The sequence below is a fragment of the Bordetella sputigena genome, from assembly GCF_965137885.1.
GTDB lineage: Bacteria > Pseudomonadota > Gammaproteobacteria > Burkholderiales > Burkholderiaceae_B > Bordetella_C > Bordetella_C sputigena.
The window spans coordinates 440,185-452,337 of record NZ_CBCSCA010000002.1 but is presented as its reverse complement, the minus strand read 5'-3'; the positions used below and the strand labels follow the sequence as shown (position 1 = coordinate 452,337).

9 protein-coding genes are annotated in these 12,153 nt (G+C 66.2%); 4 read left to right on the top strand and 5 right to left on the bottom strand.

Annotated elements, in window-relative coordinates; translation table 11 throughout:
- The 4 genes from coaBC to ACNA0R_RS05195 form a co-directional block, all read right to left on the bottom strand.
- Positions 1–1,197 carry a bifunctional phosphopantothenoylcysteine decarboxylase/phosphopantothenate--cysteine ligase CoaBC gene (coaBC, locus tag ACNA0R_RS05210; protein WP_415824877.1) on the bottom strand — a complete coding sequence of 399 codons (1,197 nt, stop codon included), beginning with the start codon at positions 1,195–1,197 and terminating at the stop codon, positions 1–3.
- 98 nt (positions 1,198–1,295) lie between these two features.
- Positions 1,296–1,829 carry a signal peptidase II gene (lspA, locus tag ACNA0R_RS05205; RefSeq protein ID WP_415824876.1) on the bottom strand — a complete coding sequence of 178 codons (534 nt, stop codon included), beginning with the start codon at positions 1,827–1,829 and terminating at the stop codon, positions 1,296–1,298.
- Entirely contained in the window at positions 1,822–4,698 is a 2,877-nt protein-coding gene (gene ileS, locus ACNA0R_RS05200; RefSeq protein ID WP_415824875.1) for an isoleucine--tRNA ligase, read from the bottom strand. The genes lspA and ileS overlap by 8 nt, the downstream gene beginning before the upstream one ends.
- A complete protein-coding gene (locus ACNA0R_RS05195) occupies positions 4,688–5,656 on the bottom strand; it encodes a bifunctional riboflavin kinase/FAD synthetase (protein WP_415824874.1) in 969 nt (322 codons plus the stop codon). Before ACNA0R_RS05195 ends, ileS begins: the two co-directional genes overlap by 11 nt.
- Before the next feature lie 119 nt (positions 5,657–5,775).
- On the opposite strand from ACNA0R_RS05195, the gene purN reads away from it, so the two are divergent.
- Both purN and ACNA0R_RS05185 read left to right on the top strand, forming a co-directional pair.
- Positions 5,776–6,390 (top strand): phosphoribosylglycinamide formyltransferase, encoded by a 615-nt coding sequence (gene purN / locus ACNA0R_RS05190; RefSeq protein ID WP_415824873.1) that lies wholly within the window; start codon positions 5,776–5,778, stop codon positions 6,388–6,390.
- Between the two features lie 195 nt (positions 6,391–6,585).
- A complete protein-coding gene (locus tag ACNA0R_RS05185) occupies positions 6,586–7,989 on the top strand; it encodes an RsmB/NOP family class I SAM-dependent RNA methyltransferase (protein WP_415825026.1) in 1,404 nt (467 codons plus the stop codon).
- Here ACNA0R_RS05185 and ACNA0R_RS05180 read toward each other — a convergent pair.
- Positions 7,937–8,422, bottom strand: coding sequence for a hypothetical protein (locus ACNA0R_RS05180; RefSeq protein WP_415824872.1), 486 nt, complete (start codon positions 8,420–8,422; stop codon positions 7,937–7,939). The genes ACNA0R_RS05185 and ACNA0R_RS05180 overlap by 53 nt on opposite strands.
- A 198-nt stretch (positions 8,423–8,620) precedes the next feature.
- Between ACNA0R_RS05180 and ACNA0R_RS05175 the strand changes: the two genes are divergently transcribed.
- Together ACNA0R_RS05175 and ACNA0R_RS05170 are read left to right on the top strand one after the other, a co-directional pair.
- Positions 8,621–9,829 (top strand): DesA family fatty acid desaturase, encoded by a 1,209-nt coding sequence (locus ACNA0R_RS05175; protein ID WP_415824871.1) that lies wholly within the window; start codon positions 8,621–8,623, stop codon positions 9,827–9,829.
- The gene (locus ACNA0R_RS05170) at positions 9,826–12,147 is read left to right on the top strand and encodes a UvrD-helicase domain-containing protein (protein WP_415824870.1); all 2,322 of its coding nucleotides are present in this window, start codon (positions 9,826–9,828) and stop codon (positions 12,145–12,147) included. The genes ACNA0R_RS05175 and ACNA0R_RS05170 overlap by 4 nt, the downstream gene beginning before the upstream one ends.
- The last annotated feature ends 6 nt before the right edge of the window (positions 12,148–12,153 follow it).

The following is a 12,153-nucleotide window of genomic DNA, read 5'->3' as shown; positions in this document are numbered from 1 at the left end:
TCAGCCGGGCAGCCGGGCGGCGATTTCCGCGATGAGGCGCCGCGCCGCGTCCAGCTTGGCCGCGGGGGGGAGGGGATGTGCGCCGTTTTCGTCGAACAGCACGAGCTCGGTATCGTCCAGGTCCATGACACGATGCGCCAGATTCCCGACCAGCAGTGGGATCCCCTTGCGGCGGCGCTTGGCCTCCGCGTGCCGGTCCAGGTCCTGGGTTTCCGCCGCGAAACCCACGCACCACGGGCCGTTGTCCAAGGCGGCGACCTCGGCCAGGATGTCGGGATTCGGTTCGAATTCGAGTTGTGGCGCGCCGCCACCCGTATCGTCTTTCTTCAATTTTTGATCGCTGGCATTTTTCACGCGCCAATCGGCGACGGCCGCCACTGCGATGAAAACGTCCGCCTGATGCGCTTGCGCCATGACCGCCGCATGCATCTGGCGCGCGGTCTGTACGGAATGGACGTCCACCCCGCGCGGCGCGGGTAGGGCGGTCGGCCCCGACACCAGGGTAACGCGCGCCCCCGCTTCGCGCGCGGCGCGGGCGATCGCATAGCCGGTCTTGCCGGACGAGCGGTTGCTGATGACGCGCACCGGGTCGATCGGTTCGACGGTGGGGCCGGCCGTCAGCAGCACATGCTTGCCGGCCAGCGTTTTCGGTTGGAAGAAGGCGATGACGTCGGCCAGGATCTCATGCGGCTCCAGCATGCGCCCGTCGCCGATTTCGCCGCATGCCTGGTCGCCCGCGGCCGGGCCCAGGATCTCGATACCGTCTTCGCGCAACTGCCCGGCGTTGCGCTGCGTGGCGCGATTCGCCCACATCTCGCGGTTCATCGCCGGTACGATCAGCAGCGGACAGCTGCGCGCCAGGCATAGCGTGGAGAGCAGATCGTTGGCCATGCCGTGCGCCAGTTTGGCGATGAAATCGGCGCTGGCCGGCGCCACCAGCACGGCGTCCGCGCCGCGGGTCAGATTGATGTGCGCCATATTGTTGTCCATGCGCGCATCCCATTCGCTGACGTAAACGGGGCGGCCCGACAGGGCCTGCATGGTGACCGGCGTAATGAAATGCGTGGCTGCGTCCGTCATGACGACGTCGATGGCCGCGCCTTGTTCCGTCAGCCGGCGCACGAGCTCGGCGATCTTGTAGCAGGCGATGCCACCCGACATGCCTAGGACGATACGTTTGCGGGCGAGATCGAGCATGAGGAGGAAACCGCGGGTAGGAGAGACTGGGCCATTATGCGCGACCGCAGCCGGTTGACGCCAGAAGGGCCTGCAACGGAGCGGTACGCAAACACGCGCTAAGCGGGTTTGCGCATCCGCAGCAGTTCGTCCAGGACCAGCAGGATGGCGCCGCAGGTGATGGCGACGTCGGCCAGGTTGAAGGCCGGGTAGTACCAGTCCTTCCAGTAGAAAAGCAGGAAATCGACGACGTGGCCGTAGGCTATCCGGTCGATCACGTTGCCCAGCGCGCCGCCCATGATCAAGGCCAGCGCCAGCGCGAAGCGCGGCTGCGCCCGGCGGCCCTGGCGCGCCAGGATCCATGTGATGACGGCGGCCGCGCCGACCCCCAGCACAGTGAAGAACCAGCGTTGCCAGCCGGTCTTGTCGGCCAGGAAGCTGAAGGCGGCGCCGCGGTTGTATACCAGTGTGAAGTCGAACACCGGCAGGATGTTGACGCGCTGCCCGTAGGTGTAGCTGCCATTGAAATACAGCTTGGCGGCCTGGTCCAGGATGACGATAACGGCGGCCAGGACGAGCCAGAATCCCGCCCCGCGACCCTGGACAGGCCGCGCCGCGGGCGCCGTGGCGACGCGGTCCCCGGCGTCAAGCATGATCGCGCGCCTCGCCGGAACCGAACAGGTTGCTGACGCAGCGCCCGCAGATTTCCGGGTGCTCCGGATCCGTGCCGACGTCCGCGCGCCAGTGCCAGCAGCGCTCGCATTTCCTGTGCGACGAGGGCACGATGGCGATTTGCAGCTCGCCCGTGCCGGCATGCACCGTCGCGCGCGAAACGATCAAAACGAATCGCAGATCGTCGCCCAGGCTTTGCAGGGCGGCCAGGTCGTCGCCGGAAGCCGTGATGTCGATCTCCGCCTGCAGCGAGGAACCGATGCCGCCGCCGCTGCGCACTTCTTCCAGCTTGCGCATGACTTCCGCGCGTATGGCGCGCAGCCGGTCCCACTTTGCCGGCAGCGGGTCGCCTTCGGCCAGCGGCGGCAGGGACTGGAAGACTTCCGCGAACACCGTCGCGCGCGACACATCGGCCTGATGCTTGAGCGCGCTGCCGGTCAATTCCTTCCAGGCTTCTTCGGCCGTGAACGACAGCACGGGAGCCATCAGTTTCACCAGGGTCTGGGTGATCTCCAGCAGCGTGCTTTGCGCGGAGCGGCGCGCCAGGCTGGTGGCGCCCGTGGTGTACAGGCGGTCCTTCAACACGTCCAGATAGAAGGCGCCCAGGTCTTCGGAGCAGAAGTTCTGCAGCCGCGATACCGCGGGATGGAAGTCGTATTTCTCGTAGCAGTCGACGATTTCCTGCTGCATGCGCGCGGTCATGGCGAGCGCGTAGCGATCGATCTCCAGGCGTTCCGCATACGGCACCATCATGGAAACCGCGTCGAAATCAGCCAGGTTGGCCAGCAGGAAGCGCAGCGTGTTGCGGATGCGCCGGTAGCTTTCCACCACCCGCTTGAGAATCTCATCGGAAATCGACAGCTCGCCCGAATAATCGGTCGACGCCACCCACAGGCGCAGGATTTCCGCGCCCAGGGAGTCGGAGACCTTCTGCGGGGCGATGACATTGCCCACCGACTTGCTCATCTTGCGGCCCTGGCCGTCGACCACGAAACCGTGCGTCAGCAGCGCGTTGTAGGGCGGCCGGCCATACAGCATGCAGCCGGTCAGCAGCGAGGAGTGGAACCAGCCGCGATGCTGGTCCGAGCCTTCCAGGTACAGGTCGGCGGGCCAGGCCAGCTCTTCGCCGTGTGAACCGGATTGGGTGGCGTCCTTGCCGCCCAGCACCGTGAAGTGCGTGGTGCCGGAATCGAACCATACGTCCAGGGTATCGCGGCTCTTTTCATAGAGTTCCGCCTCGTCGCCCAGCAGTTCGCGCGGATCCAGCGATTGCCAGGTCTCGATGCCGCCTTGTTCGACGCGCCGCGCGACCTCTTCCAGCAGCTCCACCGTCCGCGGGTGCAGCTGTCCCGTTTCCTTGTGCACGAAAAAGGCCATCGGCACGCCCCACTGGCGCTGGCGCGACAAGGTCCAGTCCGGCCGGTTGGCGATCATCGCGTGCAGGCGCGCGCGGCCCCATGCGGGATAGAAGCGCGTGGCGTCGACACCCGCCAGCGCGGATTCGCGCAGCGTCGGTCCGCCATCGCGCGGCGCGATGTCCATGCCGGCGAACCATTGGTTGGTGGCGCGATAGATGATGGGCGTCTTGTGGCGCCAGCAATGCATGTAGCTGTGCTTGTGCTTTTCGCTATGCAGCAGCGTGCCGGCTTCGCGCAGGGCTTCGATGATTTTGGGATTGGCATCCCAGATGCTCAGCCCGCCGAACAGCGGCAGGGTGGACGCATAGCGTCCATCGCCCATCACCGGGCTCAGCATGGCGTCATCGGTCATGCCATGCGTCTTGCAGGAGATGAAGTCTTCAATACCGTAGGCCGGCGCGGAATGGACGACGCCGGTGCCGGTATCGAGGGTGACGTAGTCGCCGAGGTAGATGGGCGACAGGCGATCGTAGCCCGCGTCCGCGCGCGAAAGCGGATGATGGAAGGTCAATCCCGCCAGGGCCTCGCCGCGGGTGGTGGCGATGATCTCGCCTTCCAGTTCCCAGTGCTTGAGACAGGCTTCGACGCGTTCCGCGGCCAGCAGCAGCAGGGGGCCGGTGGCCCGGGGGCCGGTGGCCCGGGGGGCGGACAGCCGCACCAGCGCGTATTCAATCTCGGGATGCAGGTTCAGCGCCTGGTTCGACGGGATCGTCCAGGGCGTGGTCGTCCAGATCACGATGGCGCCGTCGTCCACCGACGGCAGGCCGAAGGCGCGCGCAAGCGCCGGCTTGTCCGCGAAGGGAAAAGCCACGTCCACCGCCGGGTCGACGCGGTCCGCGTATTCGACTTCGGCTTCGGCCAGCGCCGAGCCGCAGTCGAAGCACCAGTTCACCGGCTTCAGGCCGCGGAACACATAGCCCTTTTCCATGATGCGCGCCAGGGCGCGGATCTCATTGGCCTCGTTGCGGAAAGCCATGGTCATGTACGGGCGGTCCCACTGGCCCAGCACGCCCAGCCGCTTGAAGTCCTTTTTCTGCCGCTCGATCTGCTCCAGGGCATAGGCGCGCGCCTTGGACTGCATTTCCGCCACCGGCAGATTCTTGCCGTATTTCTTTTCGATCTGGATTTCGATCGGCATGCCGTGGCAGTCCCAGCCCGGCACATAGTGCGCGTCGTAGCCGGCCATGTTGCGGCTCTTCAGGATCATGTCCTTCAGAATCTTGTTGACCGCGTGACCGATGTGTATGTCGCCGTTCGCATAGGGCGGCCCGTCGTGCAGCACGAAGCGCGGGCGCCCCTTGCTGGCGGCGCGGATGGCCTGGTAGACGTGGTTTTCCTCCCATTCGGCGATCCAGGCGGGCTCGCGCTTCGCAAGGTCGCCCCGCATCGGAAAGGAGGTGTCGGGCAGGTTGAGCGTCTTTTTATAGTCCATGAACGGCAAAATAGGCGCGCGCGTTTCGCGCGTCTTCGGCGATGGCGGCTGTCAGGGTGGGGAGGTCGGGAAACTTTTCTTCGTCCCGCAGCTGTTGCAGGAACTCGATCCGTACGAGTTTACCGTATGCATCCAGGGCGGGGACGTCCAGCAAATGGGCTTCCAGCAGCACCCGGCCATGGTTTTCCACAGTGGGCCGCACCCCCAGGCTGGCGACCGCCGGCAGCGGATGCGCGGCCAGGCCATGCACGCGCACGACGTAGATACCGGAACGGGCCGCGCAGCGCGGCGTAACCCGTACGTTCAGCGTGGGGAATCCCAGCGTGCGGCCCAGCTTGCGGCCATGCACGACGTGTCCGCTCAAATGATAGGGGTGCCCCAGCAGATCCTGGGCGCGCGCCAGATCGCCTACCGCCAGGGCGGTGCGGACCTCGGAACTGGAGATCCGGTGGCCATGCGCGTCGGTGATGTCTTCCAGCGTTTCCACTTCGAAGCCATGCGCCTTGCCCGCCTGGCGCAGCAATTCGATATCGCCGCTGCGCTTGCGGCCGAAGCGGAAGTCCGGACCGACCAGGATCCAGCGCGCGCCCAGCCCGCGCACCAGCAGGCGCTCGATGAACACCTCGGGCGCCATATCGGCCAGGCGCGCATTGAAGCGTTCGACCACCACCTGCTCGATGCCGAACCGCGCCAGCGCATCCAGCTTGTCGCGCAGGCCGGTAATCCGGGTCGGGGCCAGTTCGGGACGCTGATTCAGCGCGGCGAAATATTCGCGCGGATGCGGTTCGAAGGTCATGACCGCCGGCACCAGGTCGCGGCCGCGGGCGGCGGCGCGCACGCGCGCCAGCATGGCCTGGTGTCCGCGGTGCACCCCGTCGAAGTTGCCGATGGTCAGGGCGCAGGGACGGCGGGCGCCTGGCGGGGGAAGGGAGCGGAAGATATGCAGCGCGGGTTTCACGGACGAGAGTTTACAATTTTGCCCGGGCTTGCTCTTTTTCCTGTGGAACTTCTATCTTGGCAGCTTCATCTCCGGGCCGGCGGCGGCTCGTTATTCTAATTTCGGGTCGCGGCAGCAATATGCAAGCCCTGGTCCAGGCCTGCAGGCAGGAAAACTGGCCGGCGGAAATCGCCGCTGTCATTGCCAGCCGGCCTGACGCCCCCGGCCTGCAGTGGGCGCGCGAGGCCGGCATCCCGGTCGCATCGGTTTACCATCGCGATTACGCCGGCCGGGAAGCATTCGACGCCGCGCTGGCGGAAGAGATCGACCGGCATCGTCCCGACTATGTGATCCTGGCGGGCTTCATGCGCGTGCTTACCCCCGGTTTCGTCAATCACTACGCGGAACGGCTGGTCAATATCCATCCATCGCTGCTGCCGGCTTTCCCCGGGCTGCATACCCACGGGCAGGCGTTGGCCACCGGTGTCCAGGTCCATGGCTGCACGGTGCACTTCGTCACGCCGCTGCTGGATCACGGCCCGATCATCGCCCAGGCCTGCGTGCCGGTGCTGAGCGGGGACACCCCGGAAAGTCTGGCCGAACGCGTACTCGGCATGGAACATCGCGTGTTTCCCGCGGCGGTGCGCTGGCTGTCGGAAGGCCGGGTCAGCCTGACGCCGGATCACCGCGTGGTCGTGCAGGGGGATCCTCCTCGCCTCTATATGTGGTCGGCCGGCGACGCGCCGGCGAATTGATGTACGTGGCCGGCGATGCGCCGGCAAACTGAACGAACTTTTATCGGCGGGCCCACGGCCCGCCAGGGAATCGACATGAAGAAACCGCATCGCGCAGGCGCGAAACCCCCGGCGCAGCGGGCGGGTGGGGCCGATCGCCCCCGCCCGTCGTTCGCCGCCGTCCGGCTGGGCCAGGTCCAGCAGGTACTGGGCGAAATGCTGCAGTGGGCGCACCCCGCGGACGCGGTGTTGACGCATTGGCTGCGGGCCCATCCTGCATTGGGCGGGCGCGACAGGGCCGAGGTATCCGAGGCCGCTTACGACGTACTGCGCAATCTGCGGCGCTATCGCCGGCTGGCGGAAACCGGCGTGGGCGCGGCGGCGCGTCGCCTGGCGATACTCGGCCTGGCGGCCACGCTTGGGCGCGAGTCCCTGCGCGACGCTCTGGCGCCGGAGGAAAACGATTGGCTCGACCACGTACTGTTGATCGATCCGGCCACCCTGCCGCGCGCCGTGCGCGCCAGCCTGCCCGACTGGCTCGACGAGCGCCTGGGCGCCTACGAGAATGCCGATGCGCTCGTCGACGCCTTGAATCGTCCCGCCCCGCTGGACCTACGCGTCAATCCGCTGAAAGCCGATCGCGACGCCGTCCTGCGCGGATTGAACGACGGTCCGGCCGCGCGCTACCAGCCCCGGGCCATGCCGTTTTCTCCCTGGGGCATCCGGCTGGCCGGACGGCCGCCGGTAAACCGCTGGCCGCAATTCGAGGCCGGTGACATCGAGGTGCAGGACGAGGGCAGCCAGCTGCTGGCCCTGCTCATGGCGCCGCGCCGCGGCGAGATGATCATCGATTTCTGCGCCGGCGCCGGTGGCAAAACCCTGCTGTTGGGCGCCTTGATGCGTTCGACGGGCCGCCTGTACGCCTTCGACGTCTCGGCCGCGCGCCTGGCGCGGGCCAAGCCGCGCTTCGCTCGCAGCGGGCTGTCCAACGTGGTGCCGGTCGTCATTGACAGCGAGAACGATACCCGCGTCAAGCGCCTGGCCGGCAAGGCGCAGCGCGTACTGGTGGACGCGCCATGCAGCGGAATCGGGACCCTGCGGCGCAATCCCGATCTGAAATGGCGCCAGCACCCGGAGGCGCTGCAGGAGCTGGGTGTGCTGCAGGCGCGCATCCTGACCGCCGCGGCCCGTTGCGTCGCGCCGGGCGGGCGGCTGGTGTATGCCACCTGCAGCCTGTTGCCGGAGGAAAACGAAGCCCAGGCCGAGGTTTTCCTGGCGACCCATCCCGATTTCGAGCAAGTGGACGCCGCCGCCTTGATCAACGCGCGTTGCGAAGGCCTGAACCTGACCGGTCCCTATATGCAGTTGCGACCGGACGTGCATGGCACGGACGGGTTTTTCGCTGCCGTGTTCGAGCGCAGGAAGGGGCCCGCGGCAGCCGCGCAGGCCACCGCCGGGGAGCAGGAACCCACGGGCGAGGCCCGATCGCCAGGGGAGTCCACCGCCGGCACGGTCGTCGCCGAGCCCTTGGAGGCGGACCTGGAACCCGAGGCGGGGCGAGCCGCTGTCAGCGACCCGGCGGCTGACCCGGCGTCGGGCCAGGCGCCTGACGCCCCGTAACGGTCACCGTCCCCTGGAGGGCCCGGGTCCCCAGCTCGCGCGACTGGAAGAAAATCTCCCAGCCCACGGCGTCACGCCCGGGCTGGGCTCCGGCATGGTAGAGCACCCGCGTCACCGGTACCTGCACGTGCCGGCATTTGGCCGGCTTGTCGGCCTGGCCCATGGTCGTGTTGATAACCAGTTTTCCCTGGGCGGGACGCGTCTTCACGATGACCGGCGGGGCGCGCATCGCCCGGCAATCGGATTCCTGGATTTCGTAGTATTCGGCCAGCACCGTGGTGCTGCCAGCGCCGACCGTCCAGCTGTTGCGCTGGCTGGCCTCCGCGCGGGGCGCGGCGGGCAGGCCGGCCAGCAGGGCAAGGGTTGTGGCGGAAAAGTAACGTGCCGCCCGCGCGCGCCAGCCGCCGGCCGCTCCCGCCCTCGGGGCGGCCACCCCGGCGTTTAACGCGTTCCCCAGGGCGCGCGGGGGCCTGGTCGTTGAAAGAGGAGTCAAGATGAGCACAGAAGATGGGGCGAACAACAATTTTGCAGGAATTTCAAGTGTGTTTGGTCAAACTCGCGTGCTGTCATAAGGGCGCAAGGTACGCTAAACTCTTGACGTAGCTTTTCAGCCGAGGTCTTTACGCCCTATATGGATCACATCCTTTCCTTCGCCGCAGGCGGTTTCCTGCATGCTTCGTGGTGGCAGATCGTTATTTTCACGCTGGTGGCCACCCACGTCACTATCGTAGCAGTCACGGTTTTCCTGCACCGCAGCCAGGCCCACCGCGGGCTGGACCTGCATCCGGCGGTCATGCACTTCTTCCGCTTGTGGTTGTGGCTGACCACCGGCATGGTGACCAAGGAGTGGGTCGCCATCCATCGTAAGCACCACGCGAAATGCGAACGCGAAGGCGATCCGCATTCGCCCATACTGTTCGGCATCTGGAAAGTATTGTTCCGCGGCGCCGAGCTGTATCGCGAAGAAGCCACCAACGCCGAAACCATGGCCAAGTTCGGCCACGGTACGCCGGACGACTGGCTCGAACGCAATATCTACGCGCGCCACAGCCTGTTGGGCGTAATGATCATGCTGGCCCTGGACATCGCCATGTTCGGCGCTGTCGGCCTGACCGTGTGGGCCGTGCAGATGGCCTGGATTCCCTTCTGGGCCGCCGGCGTCGTCAACGGCATCGGCCACTATTGGGGCTATCGCAATTACGCCAGCCCGGACACCAGCACCAACGTGTTTCCCTGGGGCATCATCATCGGTGGTGAAGAGCTGCACAACAACCACCACGCCTACGGGACATCCGCCAAGTTTTCGGCCAAGTGGTACGAGTTCGACATCGGCTGGGGCTACATCCGCATCCTGCAGTTCGTCGGGCTGGCCAAGGTCAAGAAGGTCGCTCCCAAGCTTAAGCTGGCATCCAACAAGCCCATGGTGGATCTCAGCACGCTGCAGGGCGTGATCACGCACCGTTACGAAGTCATGGCGCGCTACGGCGACATCATCAAGAGCGCCGCGCGCCAGGAACTGGCCAAGCTCAAGACGTCGCGTTCGCCTGACAGCGCGGAGTGCCGCTGGTCCACGCTGCGCCGCGTGCGCCGCTGGCTGCATCGCTCTGAAGATGCGCTGCAACCGGAGCAGGTCGCCCAGGTGGACCAGGCGATCGCCGGCAGCCAGTCGCTGTCGACGCTGGTGCAGATGCGTCGCGAACTGGGTCGTTTGTGGGAAAGCTCCAGCGCCAGCAGCGAACAACTGCTGAGCCATCTGCAGGCCTGGTGCCAGCGGGCGCAGCAGAGCGGAATTGAAGGGCTGGAGCAGTTCGCCGACCGACTCCGCCGCTATGCGGCATGATCGATAAGTTAAATCCCGAACAACGCGCCGCTGTTACGCTCGAGCCGCAGCATGCCCTGGTCCTGGCCGGGGCAGGCAGCGGTAAAACGCGTGTATTGACCACGCGCATGGCGTGGCTCATCCAGAATGGCCTGGCCAGTCCCTACGCGCTGCTGGCCGTCACCTTCACCAACAAAGCGGCGCGCGAGATGCTGGCGCGGATCACGGCGATCCTGCCTATCGATACGCGCGGTTTGTGGGTCGGCACTTTCCACGGCCTGTGCAATCGGCTGCTGCGTGCCCATCACCGCGATGCCGGCCTGCCGCAGGCCTTCCAGATCCTCGACACCGCCGACCAGCTGGCGGCGATCAAGCGGCTGCTCAAGGCCAACGGCATCGATGATGAAAAATACCCGCCGCGCGACGTGCAGCGCTTCATCAATGGCGCCAAGGAAGAAGGCCAGCGTCCCGGCGAGCTCGAAGCCTGGGATAGCCACCGGCGGCGCCTGATCGAAATCTACCAACTGTACGAAGCGCAGTGCCAGCGCGAAGGGGTGGTCGATTTTCCCGAGCTGCTGCTGCGCGCCTACGAGCTGCTGTCGCGCAATGCGCCGGTGCGGGAACATTACCAACGCCGGTTCCGCCACATCCTGGTGGACGAATTCCAGGACACCAACACGCTGCAGTACAAGTGGCTGCGGCTGCTTGCGGGCGGTGGCGCGTATATCTTCGCCGTCGGCGACGATGACCAGTCCATCTACGCTTTCCGCGGCGCGAACGTCGGCAACATGGCCGATTTCGAACGCGACTATGCCCACGGTACGGTCATACGCCTTGAACAGAACTACCGTTCCTATGGGCATATCCTGGACGCGGCCAATGCGCTGATCGACCACAACAGCGGACGGCTGGGCAAGAACCTGTGGACGGAGCAGGGCGAAGGCGAACCGGTCCGTGTCATCGAACAACCGTCCGACGGCATGGAAGCGCAATGGGTCGTCGATGAGATCCGCGCGTTGGTCAACGATGGCCGCGCGCGTCGGGAAATCGCCGTGCTATACCGCAGCAACGCGCAGTCGCGCGTGCTGGAACATGCCTTGTTTTCCGCCGGCATTCCCTACAAGGTCTACGGTGGCCTGCGCTTTTTCGAACGCCAGGAAATCAAGCACGCACTCGCATATCTGCGCCTGATCGCCAACCCGCATGACGATACGTCGTGGATGCGGGTGGTCAATTTTCCGGCGCGGGGCATAGGCGCCCGCACGCTGGAACAATTGGCGGACGCCGCGCGCGCCCACGACACCAGCCTGTATGGGGCCGTCGCCCGCGTGGCGGGCAAGGGCGGCGCCAACCTGGCGCAGTTCGCCACGCTGATCGGCCGCATGGCGGACGACACGCGCGAGCTGCCCTTGCCCGAAATGGTCGAGCACGTGTTGGAAGCCAGCGGGCTCATCGAACACTACCGTGGCGAAAAAGAAGGCACGGAGCGCATAGAGAACCTGAACGAATTGGTCAACGCCGCGGCGGTGTTCTCGACCGAGGAGAATTTCGACGGCTTGCCCGCCGGCGTGCCCGCGCAACGTGAACCGGTTGCCGATCTGGCTGCGTTCCAGGACGCCATGACACCCGCTACGGCTGGCGCTGATCCGGCCTTCGCCCCACCCGGCGAAAACCTGACCCCGCTGGCGGCCTTCCTGTCCCATGCCGCGCTGGAAGCGGGCGACAATCAGGCGCAGGCAGGCCAGGACGCCGTCCAGATGATGACGGTGCACGCAGCCAAGGGGCTGGAGTTCGATGCCGTCTTCATCACAGGCCTGGAAGAAGGCCTGTTTCCCCATGAAAACAGCGTGCTCGAACAAGCCGGCCTGGAAGAAGAGCGGCGGCTGATGTACGTGGCGATCACGCGGGCGCGCGAAAGGTTGTACCTGAGCCTGGCGCAGAGCCGCATGCTGCACGGCCAGACGCGCTATGCCATGCGTTCGCGCTTCCTGGGCGAAATCCCGGAACAGCACCTGAAATGGCTGACCCCGCGCGCCGGCATGGGCGATGACTATGGCGCCGCCGGCAGGGACTGGCGCGGCGCCGACCGCGATGCCTTCGGCCGCAAGCCCACCGGCACCATTTCGCCTCGCCAGCCTCGCGGCGTGACATCGGGCGTGACCGTCGGGGACCGGCATTACCGGATCGGGCAGGGCGTGCGGCACGCGCGCTTCGGCGACGGGACCATCATCGGCCTGAGCGGTACCGGCCAGGATGCACAAGCGCAGATCCAGTTTCGTGACGTGGGCGCCAAGACGCTGGCGCTCGGGATCGCCAAGCTCGACGTGATCGCTGGCTGAGCCGCG

Bases quoted from the DNA above. Each gene is read 5' to 3' on its own strand.
- lspA (WP_415824876.1), bottom strand. From the start codon at position 1,829: ATGCTTGACGCCGGGGACCGCGTCGCCACGGCGCCCGCGGCGCGGCCT.
- ACNA0R_RS05185 (WP_415825026.1), top strand. From the start codon at position 6,586: ATGCTGCAGTGGGCGCACCCCGCGGACGCGGTGTTGACGCATTGGCTG.
- ACNA0R_RS05175 (WP_415824871.1), top strand. From the start codon at position 8,621: ATGGATCACATCCTTTCCTTCGCCGCAGGCGGTTTCCTGCATGCTTCG.
- ileS (WP_415824875.1), bottom strand. From the start codon at position 4,698: ATGGACTATAAAAAGACGCTCAACCTGCCCGACACCTCCTTTCCGATG.
- ACNA0R_RS05170 (WP_415824870.1), top strand. From the start codon at position 9,826: ATGATCGATAAGTTAAATCCCGAACAACGCGCCGCTGTTACGCTCGAG.
- purN (WP_415824873.1), top strand. From the start codon at position 5,776: ATGCAAGCCCTGGTCCAGGCCTGCAGGCAGGAAAACTGGCCGGCGGAA.
- coaBC (WP_415824877.1), bottom strand. From the start codon at position 1,197: ATGCTCGATCTCGCCCGCAAACGTATCGTCCTAGGCATGTCGGGTGGC.